Source organism: Variovorax sp. RTB1, assembly GCF_035018765.1.
In the GTDB taxonomy this organism is placed as follows: Bacteria; Pseudomonadota; Gammaproteobacteria; order Burkholderiales; family Burkholderiaceae_C; genus Variovorax.
Genome location: NZ_JASJXG010000007.1, coordinates 73,040 through 92,228 on the forward strand (window position 1 = coordinate 73,040; position 19,189 = coordinate 92,228).

The window sequence follows — 19,189 nt, forward strand, 5'->3', positions numbered from 1 at the left end:
GATCAGGAACCGCGGTAGGTCGAGTAGGCCCAGGGGCTGACCAGCAACGGCACGTGGTAGTGCTGGTCGGTGTGCGCCACGCCGAAGTCGAGCGACACGCGGTTCAGGAAGTTGGGCTCGGGCAACTTCACCCCGAGCGTCTTGAAGTAGCCCGCCACGTCAAACACCAGCCGGTAGGTGCCGACCTTGATGGTGTCGTTGTCGTAAAGCGGGCCATCGCTGCGGCCATCGGCATTGAGGGTGAAGCGCCGCACCAGCGTGGCGGTGTCGCCCTCGGTGGTGTACAGCGCGACGGACATGCCGGCAGCAGGGCCGCCATGCATCGTGTCCAGTACGTGTGTGCTCAAGCCCATAAGTGCCCCTTCATTTGTGTCGCTTCATTCGGTGGACAAAAGTGTATACAGTTACTGACTTTGGGTCTATCATCAAAAACATGGACGCTGCCCCCGCCACCCTGTCGAGCACTCGCGCCATTGTCGATGCGCTTACCAAAGCCATAGTGGAGCACCGTCTGCAGCCCGGCAGCAAGCTCGCCGAACAAAAACTGGCCGACCACTTCGGCGTCTCTCGCACCCTGGTGAGGCAGGCTTTGTTCCAGCTTTCGCAAAATCGGCTGATCCGCCTGGAGCCGGCACGCGGCGCGTTCGTCGCGGCGCCGGCCGTCGACGAGGCTCGCCAGGTGTTCGCGGTGCGTCGCATGCTGGAAACCGCGATGACGCGCGAGTTCGTGCAGACCGTGACGCCTGCCAAGATCAAGGCCCTGCGCGAGCATGTCGCACTTGAAAAAGCCGCGGTGGCGGGTGAAGACGTCTCCGGTCGCACCGAGCTGCTCGGCGACTTTCATGTGCGCATGGCCGAGCTCATGGGCAACAAGGTGCTGGCGCAAATGCTGGGCGAACTGATCTCGCGCTGCGCCCTCATTACGCTGATGTACCAGACCACCAGCGCTGCCGAGCATTCCAACGACGAGCATGCCGACATCGTGAAAGCGCTCGCCGCCAAGGACGAAGAGCGTGCCGTACGCCTCATGGCAGAGCACCTGGAACACGTCGAGGCCCATCTCGTTTTCGACCGGAAAGTTCCGACCCACGACATCACCCTGGCGCTGTCCTGAGACCCCGCCACCGGAGCCACGCATGACCCCCACCCAAGACAAACGGCAAGACAAACGGCAAGACAAACGCCAGGACAACGAACCAGACCGCCCGCCCGAGATCTATCCGCGCGACATGGTCGGCTATGGCCGCAACCCGCCGCACGCGCAATGGCCCGGCCAGGCGAAGATCGCGCTGCAATTCGTTTTGAACTACGAAGAAGGCGGCGAGAACAATCCGCTGCACGGCGACCCGACCTCGGAAACATTTCTGTCGGAACTCGTCACCGCGCAAGCCTACGAAAACCGCCACATGACGATGGAGTCGATGTACGAGTACGGCTCGCGCGCCGGTGTCTGGCGCATCCTGCGCGAGTTCGAATCGCGTGGCCTGCCGCTGACGGTATTCGGCGTCGGCATGGCGCTGCAGCGCTACCCCGAGTTGCTCGACACCTTCATGAAGAACGGCTACGAAATCGCCAACCACGGACTGCGCTGGATTCATTACCAGAACCTGCCGATCGCCACAGAGAAGCGTCACATCGACATCGGAACCCAGGTGATCCGCGACATGACGGGCGGGCAATGGCCGGTCGGCTGGTACACCGGCCGCGACAGCCCCAACACGCGCCGTCTTGTCGTCGACCAGGGCAGCTACGAGTACGACAGCGACTACTACGGAGACGATCTGCCGTTCTATGCGCAGGTGACCAAAACCGATGGCAGCGTGGTGCCGCATCTCGTCGTGCCTTACTCGCTCGATTGCAACGACATGCGCTTCGTGCAAGCGCAAGGCTTCAACACCGGCGACCACTTCTTCAACTACCTGAAAGACAGCTTCGATGCGCTCTATGCCGAAGGCGAGGAAGCACCGAAGATGATGAGCATCGGCATGCATTGCCGCGTGCTCGGCAAGCCCGGCCGCATCGGCTCGCTCAAGCGTTTTCTGGACTACGTGCAAGGTCACGAGCGCGTATGGATTTGCCGACGCATCGATATTGCGCGGCACTGGAAGCAGGTGCATCCCTTCGTTCCCACGGCCATCGAAGCCTGACATGGCCCTCACCATCGACCAGTTGAACGCCGCCCCGCCGGCACAAGCCGTTGCATTGCTCGACGGCATCTACGAGCACTCGCCCTGGGTGGCAGAGAAGGCATTGCAAGCGCGGCCCTTCCGCTCGCTGCAGCACCTGAAGCACGCGATGGCGCAGGCCGTGACCGGTGCCACCGCAGAGCAGCAGCTTGCGCTGATCCGCCTGCATCCGGAGCTCGCCGGCAAGCAGATGGAGAGCAACACGCTCACCGCCGAATCGACCCACGAGCAAGGCAAGGCCGGACTCACGAACTGCACGGGCGAAGAACTGGCGCACATCCGCCGACTCAATGCCAGCTACGGCCAGAAGTTCGGCTTTCCGTTCATCCTGGCCGTGCGAGGACCGCGCGGCACGGGCCTCTCCAAGCGCGAGATCATCGACACCTTCGAGCGGCGCGTGCATCACCATCCGTCGTTCGAACAGGGCGAGGCGCTGCGCAACATCCATCGCATCGCCGAGATTCGGCTCGGCGACAAGTTCGCCCACGTACCGACGCTCGGCAACGATGTGTGGGACTGGCAGGAGGCGCTGTCGGTGCACTCCGATCCGGGCTATGCCGAACTCGACCAGCTCACCGTCACCTACCTCACCGACGCGCACCGCGCCTGCGCCGCGCAGCTCGCGCAGGGCATGCGCGATTGCGGCTTCGACACCGTCGGGATCGACGCGGTCGGCAACGTGGTCGGCCGCTACGAGGCGACGACAACCGATGCGAAAGCGCTGATCACAGGTTCGCATTACGACACCGTGCGCAATGGCGGAAAGTACGACGGACGGCTTGGCATCTTCGTGCCGATGGCCTGCGTGCGCGAACTCAAGAAGCTGAACCGCCGCCTGCCCTTCGCCTTCGAAGTCGTCGGCTTTGCCGAAGAAGAAGGCCAGCGCTACAAGGCGACCTTTCTGGGATCGGGCGCGCTCATCGGGCACTTCAATCCAGCCTGGCTCGATCAGCAGGATGCCGATGGCGTGACCATGCGCAATGCGATGGCGCACGCCGGGCTGAACCCCGAAGACATCCCGAAGATCCAGCGCGACCCGAAGAAATACCTGGGCTTCGTCGAGGTCCACATCGAGCAAGGCCCGGTGCTGAACGAGCTCGACTTGCCGCTCGGCATCGTGACATCGATCAACGGCAGCGTGCGCTACGTCGGCGAAGTGATCGGCATGGCGAGCCACGCCGGCACCACGCCGATGGGCCGGCGCCGCGATGCAGGCGCAGCGGTGTCGGAACTCATCCTGTTCGCGGAACAACGCGCCGGCAAAGATGGCGATTCTGTTGCCACGGTCGGCATGCTGCAGGTGCCCAACGGCTCCATCAATGTCGTACCCGGCAGCTGCAAGTTCAGCCTCGACATTCGCGCGCCGAACAACACGCAGCGCGATGCGGTGGTCGATGATGTGCTGGCTGCCTTGAAGGACATCTGCGCGCGCCGCGCGGTGCGCTACACGCTCGAAGAAACGATGCGCGCCGCCGCCGCGCCGAGCGATGCGCAATGGCAGCAGCGTTGGGAGAAGGCGGTCGACGCGCTTGGCATTCCACTGTTCCGCATGCCCAGCGGTGCCGGCCACGATGCGATGAAGCTGCACGAAGTCATGCCGCAAGCGATGCTCTTCGTGCGCGGGATCAACTCGGGCATCAGCCACAACCCGCTCGAATCGAGCACCAACGACGACATCCAGCTGGCGGTCGAAGCCTTCTCGCTTCTGCTCGACAACCTGGCGCTGGAACAGACGCACTGAACCCCGACAACCTAATGACCGACTACGCAAGGCTCGACGCCTGGATCGATGCGCACTTCGACGACGAAGTGAAATTTCTGCAGCAGCTGGTGCGCGTGCCGACCGACACGCCACCGGGCAACAACGCGCCGCATGCGGAGCGCACTGCTGAATTGCTGAAGGACTTCGGCTTCGAGGCGGAGAAGCATCCGGTGCCGGCGCAGGAGGTCGCGGACTACGGACTTGAATCGATCACCAACCTGATCGTGCGGCGACAGTACGGCGCCGCAGGCGAAGGCCTCACGGTCGCACTCAATGCGCACGGCGACGTGGTGCCGCCCGGCGAAGGCTGGACGCACGACCCCTACGGTGGCGAGGTAGACGACGGCAGCATCTACGGCCGCGCGACGGCGGTGAGCAAGAGCGACTTCGCCAGCTTCACCTTCGCAACGCGCGCGCTCGAAGCCGTCGCCAGGCCGAGCAAGGGCACCGTCGAATTGCACTTCACCTACGACGAGGAATTCGGTGGCCTTCTCGGCCCGGGCTGGCTGCTGAAGAACGGCCTGACAAAGCCCGACCTGATGATCGCTGCTGGCTTCAGCTACGAAGTGGTCACCGCGCACAACGGCTGCCTGCAGATGGAAGTAACGGTGCACGGCAAGATGGCACACGCCGCGATTCCTGACACCGGCATCGACGCATTGCAGGGCGCGACCAAAATCCTGAATGCTCTCTATGCGCAGAACGCGCTCTATAAAAAGGTGACGTCCAAGGTCGAGGGCATCACGCACCCTTACCTCAACGTCGGCCGCATCGAAGGCGGCACCAACACCAACGTGGTGCCCGGCAAGGTCGTCTTCAAGCTCGACCGCCGCATGATCCCGGAAGAGAACCCGGTCGACGTCGAGGCCACCATCCGCAAAGTAATTGCCGATGCGGCAGCAGAATCCACTGGAATCACCGTTGGCATCAAACGCCTGCTGCTCGCGAATTCGATGCGCCCGCTGCCCGGCAACAAGCCGCTGGTCGACGCGATCCAGAAGCACGGCGTAGCCATCTTCGGCGAACCGATCAAGGCGATGGGAACGCCTCTCTACACCGACGTACGGCTCTACGCCGAGGCCGGCATCCCGGGCGTGATCTACGGCGCCGGCCCGCGTACCGTGCTCGAGTCGCACGCCAAACGCAACGACGAGCGGGTGCTGCTCGAAGACCTGCGTCGGGCCACCAAGGTGATCGCGCGGACGCTGGCAGATTTGCTGGCCTGAAGGGCAGACGTGCGTGCACACCGCGGAACGTTCTCCCGGTGGCTTGCACGGTTCGCTCACCTCATGCGCATTGCGTTGCCGTTGTGCATAACCGCCGCATTGGGCGCGTGTGCCGGTCTGCCATCGCTGCCTCGCCCGGCTGCAACGGCCGCCATCGTCGACTACGCGCAGACACCGCTCGCCGCCATCACGCAGAAGGTGCTGCCGGCAGCGCCTGGTGACGACCGCTCCGGCTTCCGGTTGCAACCGTACGGTCCCAATTCCTTCGCGACACGCATCGAGCTGACCCGGCTTGCGACCCGCAGCGTCGACGTCCAGTACTACCTGCTGCAAGGCGACAACACCGGCCGCGCACTGATGCGAGCATTGCGCGATGCAGCCGCACGAGGCGTCCGCGTTCGGTTGCTGATCGACGACCTGTACACCGCGGGGGAAGACGAACTCCTGCTGGGCCTGGCCAGTTATCCGAACGTCGAGGTCCGCCTGTTCAATCCGTTCCCGGCCGGACGCGGCAGCGACGTCACGCGCTACATACGTTCCGGCTTCGACTTCGCCCGCGTCAACCGGCGCATGCACAACAAGCTCTTCATCGCCGACAACGTCGCGGCCGTGGCGGGCGGCCGGAACATGGCCGACGAATACGTGACCAACGCCGCCGGCAGCAACTTCATCGACATGGACACCTTCGTCGCCGGTCCGATGGTGCGCGACCTGTCGCATGCGTTCGACGTGTACTGGAACAGCGAAGTGGTATTTCCAGTGCAGAGCATTGCCCGCAGCGATGCGACTCGCGTCCAGCTCCAGCAGGCCTTCGAGCGCGACACAGGCAGTGCCGCGCCGCCGCGGGCGAGCGAGATTCCCGTCGACGGCAGGCCGCGCGATCCGACGGATGGCGAGCCGAGCCTGTTGCCGCTCGAACTCGTTCCCATGCTGAACCTTCCGTTCGAACTGGCGCGCGGGACGTTGAGCCCGCTGCTGCTGGCAAAAGCGCGAGTCGTGTTCGATCCGGTCACTAAGACCGAAGGCTTCAACGAGACGCACCACTCGATCAAGGGAACGGTGATCGAAGCGGTCATCGGCTGGTTCATGACCGCTCACAACAACATCAAGATGGTGTCGCCCTACTTCGTCCCGAGCGACAGCGCGGTGGCCAGCCTGGTCGGCGCACGCAGGGCCGGACTGGGTGTCGAGCTCATCACCAACTCACTCGCTTCGACCGACGAGGCGTGGGTTTACGTGGGCTACGAGGCACACGTTAAAACGCTCCTGCAGGCAGGCGTGAAGGTGTGGGAGCTGAGCCCCTCGCTCAGCGTCAAGCGCCACAAGCTCGGCATTTTCGGCAGCCGCACGGGCGCATTGCACATGAAGAACGCCATCGTCGACCAAAAGGAGGTGTTCCTGGGTTCGATGAACCTCGATCCGCGGTCGGCTGAGCTCAACACCGAACTCGGAATGATCATCGACAGCGCGGAGATGGCCCGACAACTCGACGATTTCGGCGACGCCGGCAGTTCTTACGAATTGCGCTTGAGCACCGATGGCCAGAAAGTCGAGTGGCTCGAAAAAAACGAAGACGGCACGCAGGTCGTCTACGACGTACCGCCTGAAACAACGACGTGGCAGCGCCTCTGGCTGCGCCTGATCGGGCCGTTCATCCCGGAGAAGGAGCTGTGATCAGGCCGGACGCGCGCGTGCTGGGCGTGCGCCAGCTGAAGCGTCACGGGACCGCCTGATACGCGTCCGCTGGGTGGTGCGGCTGCCTGTCGCCGCTCATCTGGGCAAGGTAACTGCTGACCTGCCTTGAGGAGTGGCCGACAGCATGGACCGCCGCCTCGAGTTCCAAATGCGTGCATCCCAGTTGTGCAATCCAGGACTGGGCAGTCACCGGATCGTCCAGCGCCACCCACTTGCGGTCTACATCGGCAAGCTCGAAGGAGAGAAGCCCGAGTTCGGGTGAGCACGGGTGTGGCGCCTGCACAGAGGCGGACAGCGACTGAAATTGTTTCAACAGGCAAGCTTTGTTCGGGATGTCCATGAGGGCCTTGAGACTGTGTGTCCCTGGTCTACGGACCCGGGGAGTCTTCGGATCACGATGACATCGTGGCCTAGCGCCAAGTCCTACGGCGGCCCCGCGGCCACCGGCTGGCGTGAAGCTTGCAACCCCGCCTCGGCGACGCTGCAAAACGAACCCGGCGCCGCAGAGCGTGCGGGTTTCTCGCTATTCAGCCAGTCCGATACTTTGTATACAGTTTCGCGTACAACTTGGTGAACAGGAAACATGGCATGACGGATTCACTTTTGCAAGCGGCTCACCCGGCCGTTCATCCCGTGGACCAACACCTCCCAGCGGGCAAGCTAGCTGCCCTGGGCCTGCAGCACGTGCTGGTCATGTATGCGGGCGCCGTCGCGGTGCCGCTCATCGTCGGCCGCGCGCTCAAGCTCAGCCCTGAAGAGGTCGCGCTGCTGATCTCGGCCGACTTGTTCTGCTGCGGCATCGCCACCTTGATTCAGTCGCTCGGTGCGACGCAGTGGTTCGGCGTCAAGCTGCCGGTGATGATGGGCGTGACCTTTGCGTCGGTGGCACCGATGGTCGCCATCGCCAGTACCAACCCGGGCCAGTCCGGAGCGCAATTGCTGTTCGGCTCGATCATCGGCGCCGGCATCATCTCCATACTGATCGCCCCGCTGGTGAGCCGAATGCTGAGGTTCTTTCCGCCGGTGGTCACCGGCACCATCATCGCGGTCATCGGCATCAGCCTGATGCGCGTCGGCATCAACTGGATCTTCGGCAACCCGTTCGGCCCGACCGCGCCGACGGTCGTCGACCCGGCCTACGCCAAGTGGCTGGCCGACGTCACCTCGCCCGGCTCCGCGATCCCGCCGATACCCAAGGGCCTGGCCCTGCTGCCGACGGTGCCCAACCCCAGGTACGCCGACCTCACGGGGGTCGGCATCGCGGCGCTGGTGTTGGTCTCGATTCTGCTCATCGTCAAGTTCGCCAAGGGCTTCATCGCCAACATCTCGGTGCTGCTGGGCATCGTGATCGGTGCCGTCGTCGCGACGGCCATGGGCATCATGACCTTTGAAAAGGTGGGCAAGGCGGCGTGGGTCGACGTGGTGCTGCCGTTCCACTTCGGCATGCCGCAGTTCGATCCGTTTTTGATCTTCACCATGACGCTCGTGATGATCGTGGTGATGATCGAATCGACCGGCATGTTCCTGGCGCTGGGTGAAATGACCGACCGCAAGATCAGCCAGCAAGACCTGGCGCGCGGCCTGCGCACCGACGGTTTGGGCACGCTGATCGGCGGCATTTTCAATACCTTTCCGTACACCAGCTTCTCGCAAAACGTCGGGCTGGTCGCCGTCACGGGCGTAAAGAGCCGCTTCGTCTGCGTGGCGGGCGGCGTAATCCTCATCGTGCTGGGGCTGTTGCCCAAGATGGCGGCGCTGGTGGAATCACTGCCCACCGTGGTGCTGGGCGGGGCCGGCCTGGTGATGTTCGGCATGGTCGCTGCCACCGGCATCCGCATTTTGTCGGGCGTCGACTTCAAGACCAACCGACACAACGCGATGATCGTCGCGGTGTCGATCGGCGTCGGCATGATCCCGCTCATTGCGCCCAACTTCAAGCAGTGGATGCCGCACAGCATCCACTCGCTGATCGAGTCGGGCATCCTGCTGACGTCGATCGCAGCGGTGCTGTTGAACCTGTTTCTGAACGGGACCACGCACGACGAAGAGGCGATCGTCAACGCGGCGCGGCAGGCCGAGGCGCACTAGCGCACCAGCGCTCAGACCACCTTCACGTTGATGTCGTAGAGCCCGTCGATGTGCCCCGTCATCACATCGCCGACGACGACCGGGCCGACGTTCTCCGGCGTGCCCGAATAGATGATGTCGCCGGGAAACAGCTCGTTGTAGATCGACAGGTTGGCGATCTGTTCGGCCACGCTCCAGATCATTTTCGACAGGTCACTCGACTGCTTGACCTGCCCATTCACCTTCAGCGAAATCGCGCCCTTGGTGAAGTGCCCGGTCTGGCTCACCGGATGCAGGTGGCTGACCACGGCCGAGTGGTCGAACGACTTGCCGATCTCCCACGGCTTCTTTTCTGCCGCCATCGCGTTCTGCAGATCGCGCCGCGTCATGTCGAGCCCGACGGCATAGGCATAGACGCAGTCGAGCGCCTGCTCCGGCCGGATGTTGCGGCCGCCTTTGTGCAGCGCCGCCACGAGTTCGACTTCGTAGTGGTAGTTCTTCGTGACTGGCGGATACGGGTGATCGACAGTCACGCCACGCGGCACCAATTGCACCGCGTCGTTCGGTTTTTGAAAGAAGAACGGCGGCTCGCGTGTCGGGTCGGAACCGCGCTCGACCGCGTGCGCAGCATAGTTGCGGCCGATGCAGTAGACGCGCCGCACCGGAAACACCTCGTCGCTGCCCATGAGCGGGACCGTGCTGCCGATCACCTGGAACTTCGGCTTGCCGCTAGCCGCGCCTGATGTGGTGGAAGTCGCACAGCCTGCAAGGGCACTGGCGCCGACTGCGGTTCCGAGTTGCAGCAAGGCTCTGCGGCGGGAGGGTTGGGCTTTTTCGTGTGTCATGTCGTTGGTTGTCTTTCGGGTCGTCAAGATCGATGTCCTTGCAGATCTTCCCTTTTGGGGGGTGATTCGATCTCAGCCTACGACGGGGCGCCCCCACTGAAATCGGTAATCGCCCTGAGTGTCTGCAAGGCGCCTCAGCCGACACGTTACGGCTGCTGCTCGGCTAAAGTCCGAGCCATATGAATTCCCCTCAACTCCAGCGCGGCGTGTTCCTGGCGCTTCTGCTCGCCGTCACAGCCGCCTTCATCTGGGTGTTGATGCCTTTCTTCGGCGCGGTGATGTGGGGCGTGGCCCTCGCCATCTTGTTCACGCCGCTCTACAAGCTGCTGCTCCGAAAGATGCCCAGGCGGCGCACGCTGGCGGCGCTGGCGACGCTCACCATTTGCCTCTTCATCGTGATCCTGCCGTTGGCATTGGTCGGCGTCTCGCTGGTCCAAGAGGTGGCGCTGGTTTCGCAGAATATCCGTTCGGGCCAGATCAATTTCGCCAACTACTTTCAGCAGATCCTGTCCGCGTTGCCGCAGTGGCTGCTGAACCTGCTCGAGCGCTTCAACCTCGGCGACATGGCCGCATGGGAGGCGCGGATCACGGCCGGTGCGGCAGAAGGCAGTCAGCTGGTCGCGGGCAAGGCGTTAACCATCGGGCAAAACACCTTCGACTTCCTGGTGAGCTTCTTCGTGATGCTGTACCTGCTTTTCTTCCTGCTGCGCGATGGCGCGCCATTGTCGAAGACGGTTCGCGACGCATTGCCGCTCGCCAAGCCGCACACGCACTACCTGCTCAACAAGTTCACCACCGTCATCCGCGCCACCATCAAGGGCAACGTGGCAGTGGCGATTGCGCAGGGCACCATCGGCGGCCTCACCTTCTTCTTTCTGGGCGTTCAGGGCGCACTGCTTTGGGCCGTACTGATGGCGTTCTTGTCGCTGCTGCCGGCCGTGGGCGCAGCACTGATCTGGGGACCGGTTGCCCTCTACTTTTTGGCCACAGGACATTTGCTGCAAGGCGGTGTGCTGATCTTCGTCGGCGTGTTCGTCATCGGACTGGTCGACAACATCCTTCGGCCGTTGCTGGTCGGCAAGGACACGCAGATGCCCGACTACGTCGTCCTGATGTCGACCATCGGCGGCATCGCGCTCTTCGGCATCAATGGCTTCGTGATCGGGCCCGTGATCGCGGCACTGTTCATGGCGGCGTGGGATCTTTTCGCGCTCTCCAACGAGAACGACGAGAAGACCACGGGGTCGCACTAGGCACGAGTGCGCGCACGAGGCACTTCAGGCCTCCCGTGCAGCGCCTGCGTCGAGGTTGAAGCGCCAGAACGCCAGAACTATCCGAAGTTCCGCCATGAGGCAACGGTGGCGACTTGCCTCAGAACATTCGCCTGGACATCCGTGCGATCAGCCTGCGCGGCGATGTCGCGTCGCAACGCAGCGTCCAGCACTGGCGACTCCCCGTTGACCAGCCGTTGCCGCGCCGCGTGGACGGTGGCCTGGAACGGGCCGTCATCCATTGCCCGGCCGCGCAGATAGAACACGACGAGAAGTTCGGCCGCCGCTTCGGTTGCACGCCGCCGCACCAGGCGCGGTGAGTGCGCTCGGTTGCAACCGGCAGCGTCGCCGCGCGCTCCGAATAGATCTTCAGGCCGCAGTGAGGGCAGACATAGACCCCTGCGTCACGGTCACTCCCGACAAAGCGAAAGAAGCGATCCCAGCCAGGAGCATGTGTTGCAAATCCAGGTTGAATCATCTGACCCCTTTCGTGGAGCGCCTTTGTAACCGGTGTTGTGAAGCACATTACCCCGAGCACTTTCAAGGTACAAAAGCCGCATCCGGCAGTCGGTTCGGTACCGAACATTGAATGCACAGTCGGTCATCGATCTTCTCGCGAAGGCCCTGTCGGGCGGAAGCAGGTCTCTATGCAATACGCGCCGTCCACCACCCCGCGCCAAACCGCCCCTGTAAGAAGGCAATAAAGCTCGACACCTTGCCCGGCACCAGTTTGGGCGACGGAAACACTGCGTGCATCTCCTGCTCGGGCAGCGCGTGGTCGGCGAGCACTTCTCGCACCTTGGCCGACTGCAACGATTCGCCCGCGACATAGCGCGGCATCAGCGCGATGCCCATGCCGTCGCGCGCCGCGGCCAGCACGGCCGACACGTTGTTGGACCTGAAGCGACCCGACACTGGCACGGTGATGGCATCGCCTTTGGGCGTGTTCATGCGCCAGACGTCGTCGCCCACCACGCTGCTGTAGATCAACGCCGCATGGCCGCTCAGGTCTTGCGCACGCTTGGGCATGCCGTGCTTCTTAAGGTACGCCGGTGACGCCACCATGACCCACGGATTGGTGCCGAGAAAGCGCGCGCCCAGCGACGAGTCGGCCAGGCGGCCCATGCGGATCGCGACGTCGACTCCCTGGGCGATGAGATCGACATAGCGGTCTTCGAAACTGAGGTCGAGTTGCACCTGCGGGTTGCGCCGCATGTAGTCGAGCGCCATCGGCACGACGACGCGACGGCCGAAAGCGACCGAGGTACCGATGCGCAACAAGCCCTGCGCCTGCCCTTGTCGCAGCTGCACGAGGCTGTCGGCCTCTTCGGCATCGCGCACGATGCTCTTGCACTTTTCGTAGTACAGCGCACCAGGTTCGGTGAGGCCGACACCCCGCGTGTTTCGGTTCAGCAAACGCACCTTCAGTCGCGCCTCGGTCGCTGCGATCTGCTTGGTCACGGTGGGTTGCGTGGTGTTGAATTCGCGCGCTGCCTTCGAGAAGCTACCGGTCTCGACCACGCGCACGAACATCTCCATTGCCAACAGTCTGTCCATCCAGTGATGCTAGCCATTTATTCCGTGACGGAATAGGTTTTATGGTGCCACGCCGTCTTCTGCGAAACGTCGCGTCTTCCTAAAGTCGAGGCACTGACAGAACCCGAGGAGACAACGACATGACAAAGATGACCGCAGCCCAGGCCGCTGTCCTGGTGATGGAAAAAGAAGGCGTGACGCAGGCTTTCGGCGTGCCCGGCGCCGCCATCAACCCACTGTATTCGGCGTTGCGAAGGCGAGGCACCATCGCGCACATTCTCGCGCGCCATGTCGAAGGCGCATCGCACATGGCGGAGGGCTACACGCGGGCCGTCGCCGGCAACATCGGCGTGTGCATCGGCACTTCGGGCCCGGCCGGCACCGACATGATCACCGGCCTCTACTCGGCCTGGGCCGATTCGATCCCCATCCTCTGCATCACCGGCCAGGCGCCGCGCGCACGGCTCTACAAGGAAGACTTCCAGGCGGTCGATATCGAGTCGATCAGCAAACCGGTGACCAAGTGGTCGGTCACGGTGCGCGAGCCCGGCCAGATGCCGCAGGTCTTTCAACAGGCTTTCCATCTGATGCGCTCGGGTCGACCCGGTCCGGTGCTGATCGACCTGCCGTTCGACGTGCAGATGGCCACCATCGAGTTCGACATCGACACCTACCAGCCGCTGGTGCCATACAAGCCGGCTGCAACGCAAGCGCAGATCAGAAAGGCGATCGCGATGCTGAACGCCGCCGAGCGGCCGTTGATCGTGGCCGGCGGCGGCATCATCAACGCCGACGCATCGGAGCTGTTGGTGCGCTTCGCAGAAGCGACCGGGGTGCCGGTGATCCCAACGCTCATGGGCTGGGGCGCGATCCCCGACGACCATTCGCTGATGGCCGGCATGTGCGGCCTGCAGACCAGCCACCGCTACGGCAATGCCACGATGCTGGCGAGCGACTTCGTGCTGGGCATAGGCAACCGCTGGGCCAACCGGCACACGGGCTCGGTCGACGTCTATACCAAGGGCCGCACCTTCGTGCACGTCGACATCGAGCCGACGCAGATCGGCCGCGTCTTCACGCCCGACTTCGGGATCGTGTCGGACGCCAAGCTGGCGTTGCAGCAATTCGTCGAAGTGGCGGAGCAGATGAAGGCCAGCGGCCAGTTGCCCGACCGTGCGAAATGGGCCGGCGAGTGCCGCAACCGCAAGAAGACGATGCTGCGAAAGACCAACTTTGCCGACGTTCCGATGAAGCCTCAGCGCGTGTACCAGTGCATGAACAACAGCTTTGGCAACGACACCTGCTACGTCAGCACCATCGGACTCTCGCAGATCGCCGCCGCGCAGTTTCTGCACGTGTACAACGCGCGCCACTGGATCAACTGCGGACAGGCCGGCCCGCTGGGCTGGACCATCCCGGCCGCGTTAGGCGTGCGGGCCGCCGACCCGACACGAAAGATCGTCGCGCTCTCCGGTGACTACGACTTCCAGTTCATGATCGAAGAGCTCGCCGTGGGCGCGCAGTTCAAGCTGCCGTACATCCACATCGTCGTCAACAACAGCTACCTCGGCTTGATCCGGCAGAGCCAGCGCGGCTTCGAGATGGACTACTGCGTGCAGCTGGCATTCGACAACATCAACGCCGAGCCCGATGCGGGCATCGAGGCCAGCTATGGGGTCGACCACATGAAAGTGGTCGAAGGCCTGGGCTGCAAGGGGATTCGCGTGCGCAAGCAGGAAGAGATGGCGCCCGCCATTCAACGGGCCGAAAAACTGATGGCCGAGTTTGGCGTGCCGGTGGTGATCGAGGTGATGCTGGAGCGCGTGACCAACATCGCGATGGGCACCGAAATCGACGCCATTAACGAGTTCGAGCCGCTGGTCGAGAGCATGGAAGACGCACCCACATCGCTCGCCATGACGATGCTGGATTGAGGAGAAAGACCGTGCTCGAGGCCGGCCACACCCTGTTCGTCCACATACGCAGCAAGGCACCCGAGCCCTTCGCATCCAGAGCAACGGTGTGCCGCGCGGCCAGCGAGGTGGCGCGACAGGCCAACATCGTCATCCTGATGCTGCCCGACACGCCCGATGTCGAGACGGTGCTGTTCGGCAAAGGCGGCGTGGCGACGGGCTTGTCGAAGGGCAAGCTGGTCATCGACTGCAGCTCGATCGACCCGATTGCCACCAAGGGCTTTGCCAAGAAGATCGAGGCACTCGGTTGCGGCTATGTCGACGCGCCGGTTTCCGGCGGCGAGGTCGGTGCCAGGGCGGCCAGCCTGACGATCATGTGCGGCGGCAACGAGGCCGCCTTCGCGCGCGCCCGGCCGCTGCTCGACCGTTTGGGAAAGAATGTGACGCTGGTCGGCGGCGCGGGCGACGGCCAGGTCTGCAAGGTCGCCAACCAGATCATCGTGGCTCTGAACATCGCCGCCGTCGGCGAAGCGCTGGTGTTCGCATCGAAAGCCGGCGCCGACCCGGTCAAGGTGCGACAGGCGCTAATGGGCGGCTTCGCGGCGTCGCGCATCCTGGAAGTGCATGGCGAGCGGATGGTCAAGCGCACCTTCGCGCCGGGCTTTCGCATCGCGCTGCACCAGAAGGACCTGAACCTCGCGATGCAGAGCGCACGCTCCCTCGGCATGGCTTTGCCGCAGACCGCAGGTGCGGCACAGCTCATGAACGCGTGTGCCGCGCTCGGCCACGCGCAAGCGGATCACTCGGCGCTGGTGCTGGCTTTGGAGGCGTTGGCACAACACGCGGTCGCGCCGGAAGCCGCGTTGTAGCCACGCTTTCACCTGTGGATGTCGACGCATCGTGCGGGCTGGCACGGTTCGAGCTTCCAATTCGGAAACATCACGAATTTTCTATGACCCACTCTTTTTTCCAGCCGCCCGCGAATTCGCGCCATGCCCTGCGCCAGCTCAGCGCACCGAGTTGCCTGGTCGACGGTGACTTCCCGGCACGTCGTTCTGAAGGCCTCGTCGCCGTTGACCTGTTGATCGAGAACGGTCGCATCGCCGCCATCGAGCCGGCCGGCACGCTGCCCGCAGAACTGGGCCCCGATCTCGATGCGTCGATGGTGTTGCCGGGCATGGTCGACTGCCACACCCACCTCGACAAGGGACACATCTGGCCGCGTCAGCCCAACACCACCGGCGATGGTGCCGGCGCTGCAAAGGCCACGATGGCCGACCGCTCGGCGCACTGGAGCGCCGAAGACGTGCGGCGTCGCATGGAGTTCGGCTTGTCGACCGCCTATGCCAAGGGCGTGGTCGCGATCCGCACGCACCTCGACTCGCTGGCACCGCAGTCTTCGATCTCGTTTCCAGTGCTGCGCGAAATGCGCGAGCGCTGGGCCGGCCGCATCGATCTGCAGGTGTCGTCGATCGCGCCGATGGACATTTTCCTGACCGACGAAGGCCGCCAGCTGGCCGACATCGTGGCCGAGAGTGGGGGCAACCTGGGTTGCGTCACGCGCTTCGGCAAGTACCCCGACGATCCGATGCCGGCAGAACTCGACGAGGCGCTGGCCAACGTGTTCACCCTGGCGATGGAACGCGGACTCGACATGGACCTGCACGTCGACGAGTCGACCGACCCGCGCTCGCGAACGCTCATTCGCGTGGCACGCACCGCGTTGCAAAAGGACTTTGCGGGCCGCATCCTGTGCGGGCATTGCACCGCGCTGGCCTTGCAGACCGACGAGTTCATCGAAGAGACGATCGCGGCCTGCCGCGATGCCGGCATCGACATCGTCAGCCTGCCGACGGTCAACATGTACCTGCAAGACCGCAGCCCGACGGCGCGCACGCCGCGTTGGCGCGGCGTGACCACGCTGCACGAAATGAAGGCGGCCGGCTTGCGCGTGGCGGTGGCCGGCGACAACTGCCGCGACCCGTACTATGCCTACGGCGATCACGACATGCTCGACACCTTCACGCAGGCCGTGAAGATCCTGCATCTGGACCATCCGCTGGACGACTGGATCAAGGCCGCGACCGCCACCCCGGCCGCCATCATGGGCATCGACCGCGGCACGCTCGAGGTGGGCATGCCGGCCGACCTGATCGTGCTCAAGGCGCGCAACTATTGCGAGATGCTGGCGCGTACGCAATTTGACCGCACCGTGATCCGCGACGGCAAGGCGATCGACACCTCGCTGCCCGACTACCGGCTTCTCGACGACATCGTGCACCTCTGAAGCCAGGGTCGACGCCGGCTTGACGGTATTTCCACTACACATGGAAACCATGCTTTGCAGTAGCCTGTTTCTTTCGCCCAAAGAACCAGGAGACACTTCATGGCAGCCGACCTTTCCCCCGCCGAACAAGCACTGCGCGACGCCGCACGCGAGTACCACCGCAGCCCTGTGCGCGGCAAGATCTCGATCACGCCGACCAAGCCGCTGCTGAACCAGCGCGACCTGTCGCTGGCCTACTCGCCCGGCGTGGCATACCCATGCCTCGACATCCAGGCCGACCCGTCGCTGGCGGCCGTCTATACGTCGCGCGGCAACCTGGTCGGCGTGGTGACCAACGGCACCGCGGTGCTGGGACTGGGCAACATCGGGCCACTCGCCAGCAAGCCGGTGATGGAAGGCAAGGCCTGCCTGTTCAAGAAGTTCGCGGGCATCGACGTGTTCGACATCGAGCTGGCCGAGAACGACCCCGACAAGCTGGTCGACATCATCGCGGCACTGGAGCCGACGCTGGGCGGCATCAACCTCGAGGACATCAAGGCGCCCGAGTGCTTCTACATCGAGCGCAAGCTGCGCGAGCGCATGAACATTCCGGTGTTCCACGACGACCAGCATGGCACCGCCATCATCTCCGCTGCGGCGCTCATCAACGGGCTCGAACTCGTCGGCAAGAAGATCGAAGACGTGAAGATCGCGGTGTCCGGTGCGGGTGCGGCAGCCATCGCCTGCCTCGACGTGATGGTCGGCCTGGGTGCCAAGCACAGCAACATCTACGCGGTCGATTCGAAGGGCCTGATCTTCATGGGCCGTGCCGGTGGTTTCGACGATTCGAAGTCGCGCTACGCACAAAAGGACACTGGAGCCCGCACGCTGGCCGACGTCATGAAAAATGCCGACGTGTTCCTCGGCTGCTCGGCGCCCGGCGTGGTCACGCAGGACATGGTGAAGAGCATGGGCAGCCAGCCCATCATCCTGGCGCTGGCCAACCCGGAGCCTGAGATCCGGCCCGAGCTGGCAAAGGCGGTGCGGCCCGACTGCATCATCGCAACGGGCCGCTCGGACTATCCGAACCAGGTCAACAACGTGCTGTGCTTTCCGTACATCTTTCGCGGCGCACTGGACTGCGGCGCCAGCAAGATCACCGAAGAAATGAAGCTCGCCTGCGTGCGCGAAATCGCCGAGCTGACCAAGGCCGACATCAGCGAAGAAGTCGCGACCGCCTATGCGGGGCAGGAGCTGGTGTTCGGGCCCGACTACATCATTCCGAAGCCCTTCGATTCGCGGTTGATCCTGCGCATCGCACCGGCCGTCGCCAAGGCCGCGCAGGCGTCGGGCGTGGCACTGCGCCCCATCGAAGACCTGGAAGCCTATCGCCAGCACCTCACGCAGTTCGTCTACCAGACTGGCATGTTCATGCGGCCGGTGTTCACTGCAGCCAAGCTGGCGAAGGCCAAGCGCGTGGCCTATGCAGAAGGCGAAGACGACCGCGTGCTCCGCGCGGCGCAATTGGCAGTCGACGAAGGCCTGGCGCGGCCGGTGCTGATCGGCCGGCCGGCGGTCATCGAAGCGCGTGTCAAGAAGGCCGGGCTGCATCTGAACCTGGAGAAGGACGTCGACATCGTCGACCCCGAGAACGACCCGCGCTTTCGCACCTACTGGGAGGCGTATCACAAGCTCATGGGCCGCCGCGGCATCTCTCCGGAAGCCTCGAAGGCGATGGTGCGCCGCTCCAACACGACCATCGCCGCGTTGATGGTCCATCTGGGCGATGCCGACGCGATGTTGTGCGGCCTGGTCGGCCGTTTCGACAGCCACTTGAAGATCCTCGGCCAGCTGCTCGGCACGCAGCGCGGCGGACCCGGCTTCGCTACGCTGAACGCGCTGACCCTGGAAAAGCACACCCTCTTCATCGCCGACACCAATGTGCATGAAGACCCGAGCGCCGAGACACTGGCGCAGATCGCCATGATGGCCGCCGAAGAAGTGCGCCGCTTCGGCCTCCCGCCCAAGGTGGCCTTCTTGTCGCATTCGAACTTCGGCACGTCCGAGCGCGGCTCGGCCCGCAAGATGCGCATCGCCCGCGACCTGTTCGCCAAGATGGCACCCGACATCGAGTGCGACGGCGAGATGCACGGCGACGCCGCCCTGTCTGAAGAAGTGCGCTTCCAGTCGATGCCCGATAGCACCCTCACCGGCTCGGCCAACCTGCTGATCTGCCCGAACCTCGACGCCGCGAACATCCTGTTCAACGTGTTGAAGATGACCGGCGGCAACGGCATCACGGTCGGCCCGATCCTGCTCGGTGCAACGCGCTCGGCGCATGTGCTGACGCCGTCAGCCACGGTGCGGCGTGTGGTGAACATGACGGCACTCGCCGTCGCAAACGCCAATATCCAGAAGTAGC

Annotated in this window: 16 protein-coding genes; 12 read left to right on the plus strand and 4 right to left on the minus strand. The window is 63.9% G+C overall.

Annotation, left to right across the window (positions count from 1 at the left end):
- Positions 1 to 2: 2 nt before the first annotated feature.
- Positions 3 to 353 carry a hydroxyisourate hydrolase gene (uraH, locus tag QN397_RS07225; RefSeq protein WP_323495393.1) on the minus strand — a complete coding sequence of 117 codons (351 nt, stop codon included), beginning with the start codon at positions 351 to 353 and terminating at the stop codon, positions 3 to 5.
- Between the two features lie 80 nt (positions 354 to 433).
- On the opposite strand from uraH, the gene QN397_RS07230 reads away from it, so the two are divergent.
- From QN397_RS07230 to QN397_RS07250, 5 genes are all read left to right on the plus strand, one after another.
- Complete coding sequence (locus QN397_RS07230; RefSeq protein WP_416352132.1) at positions 434 to 1,114, plus strand: GntR family transcriptional regulator; 681 nt, start codon at positions 434 to 436, stop codon at positions 1,112 to 1,114.
- A gap of 115 nt (positions 1,115 to 1,229) precedes the next feature.
- Positions 1,230 to 2,147 (plus strand): allantoinase PuuE, encoded by a 918-nt coding sequence (gene puuE, locus QN397_RS07235; RefSeq protein WP_323495553.1) that lies wholly within the window; start codon positions 1,230 to 1,232, stop codon positions 2,145 to 2,147.
- A 1-nt stretch (position 2,148) separates the two neighbouring features.
- Complete coding sequence (gene uraD, locus QN397_RS07240; RefSeq protein WP_323495394.1) at positions 2,149 to 3,927, plus strand: 2-oxo-4-hydroxy-4-carboxy-5-ureidoimidazoline decarboxylase; 1,779 nt, start codon at positions 2,149 to 2,151, stop codon at positions 3,925 to 3,927.
- Positions 3,928 to 3,941: 14 nt separating this feature from the next.
- Complete coding sequence (locus QN397_RS07245) at positions 3,942 to 5,174, plus strand: M20 family metallopeptidase (protein ID WP_323495395.1); 1,233 nt, start codon at positions 3,942 to 3,944, stop codon at positions 5,172 to 5,174.
- Positions 5,175 to 5,237: 63 nt separating this feature from the next.
- On the plus strand, positions 5,238 to 6,848 hold the full coding sequence (locus tag QN397_RS07250) for a phospholipase D family protein (protein WP_323500546.1): 1,611 nt from the start codon (positions 5,238 to 5,240) through the stop codon (positions 6,846 to 6,848).
- 43 nt (positions 6,849 to 6,891) lie between these two features.
- Here the strand turns inward: QN397_RS07250 and QN397_RS07255 are convergent, their stop codons facing one another.
- Positions 6,892 to 7,209: a DUF3606 domain-containing protein gene (locus QN397_RS07255; protein WP_323495397.1), complete on the minus strand. Its 318-nt coding sequence runs from the start codon at positions 7,207 to 7,209 to the stop codon at positions 6,892 to 6,894.
- A gap of 248 nt (positions 7,210 to 7,457) precedes the next feature.
- Here QN397_RS07255 and QN397_RS07260 point away from each other — a divergent pair, with 248 nt between their 5' ends.
- Complete coding sequence (locus tag QN397_RS07260) at positions 7,458 to 8,957, plus strand: nucleobase:cation symporter-2 family protein (RefSeq protein ID WP_323495398.1); 1,500 nt, start codon at positions 7,458 to 7,460, stop codon at positions 8,955 to 8,957.
- Positions 8,958 to 8,968: 11 nt separating this feature from the next.
- On the opposite strand, the gene QN397_RS07265 is transcribed toward QN397_RS07260, so the two are convergent.
- A complete protein-coding gene (locus tag QN397_RS07265) occupies positions 8,969 to 9,781 on the minus strand; it encodes a fumarylacetoacetate hydrolase family protein (RefSeq protein ID WP_323495399.1) in 813 nt (270 codons plus the stop codon).
- 179 nt (positions 9,782 to 9,960) lie between these two features.
- Between QN397_RS07265 and QN397_RS07270 the strand changes: the two genes are divergently transcribed.
- The gene (locus tag QN397_RS07270; protein ID WP_323495400.1) at positions 9,961 to 11,034 is read left to right on the plus strand and encodes an AI-2E family transporter; all 1,074 of its coding nucleotides are present in this window, start codon (positions 9,961 to 9,963) and stop codon (positions 11,032 to 11,034) included.
- Positions 11,035 to 11,147: 113 nt separating this feature from the next.
- Entirely contained in the window at positions 11,148 to 11,372 is a 225-nt protein-coding gene (locus QN397_RS07275) for a hypothetical protein (protein WP_323495401.1), read from the plus strand.
- A 325-nt stretch (positions 11,373 to 11,697) separates the two neighbouring features.
- On the opposite strand, the gene QN397_RS07280 is transcribed toward QN397_RS07275, so the two are convergent.
- On the minus strand, positions 11,698 to 12,609 hold the full coding sequence (locus QN397_RS07280) for a LysR family transcriptional regulator (protein WP_323495402.1): 912 nt from the start codon (positions 12,607 to 12,609) through the stop codon (positions 11,698 to 11,700).
- Between the two features lie 119 nt (positions 12,610 to 12,728).
- On the opposite strand from QN397_RS07280, the gene gcl reads away from it, so the two are divergent.
- The 4 genes from gcl (at position 12,729) to QN397_RS07300 (ending at position 19,188) form a co-directional block, all read left to right on the plus strand.
- Positions 12,729 to 14,522: a glyoxylate carboligase gene (gene gcl, locus QN397_RS07285; RefSeq protein WP_323495403.1), complete on the plus strand. Its 1,794-nt coding sequence runs from the start codon at positions 12,729 to 12,731 to the stop codon at positions 14,520 to 14,522.
- Positions 14,523 to 14,533: 11 nt separating this feature from the next.
- Positions 14,534 to 15,370 carry a 2-hydroxy-3-oxopropionate reductase gene (locus QN397_RS07290; protein WP_323500547.1) on the plus strand — a complete coding sequence of 279 codons (837 nt, stop codon included), beginning with the start codon at positions 14,534 to 14,536 and terminating at the stop codon, positions 15,368 to 15,370.
- Between the two features lie 83 nt (positions 15,371 to 15,453).
- Positions 15,454 to 16,788 (plus strand): cytosine deaminase, encoded by a 1,335-nt coding sequence (locus QN397_RS07295; RefSeq protein ID WP_323495405.1) that lies wholly within the window; start codon positions 15,454 to 15,456, stop codon positions 16,786 to 16,788.
- A gap of 99 nt (positions 16,789 to 16,887) precedes the next feature.
- Positions 16,888 to 19,188, plus strand: a complete 2,301-nt coding sequence (locus QN397_RS07300; RefSeq protein ID WP_323495406.1) for an NADP-dependent malic enzyme — start codon at positions 16,888 to 16,890, stop codon at positions 19,186 to 19,188.
- Position 19,189 lies beyond the last annotated feature (1 nt).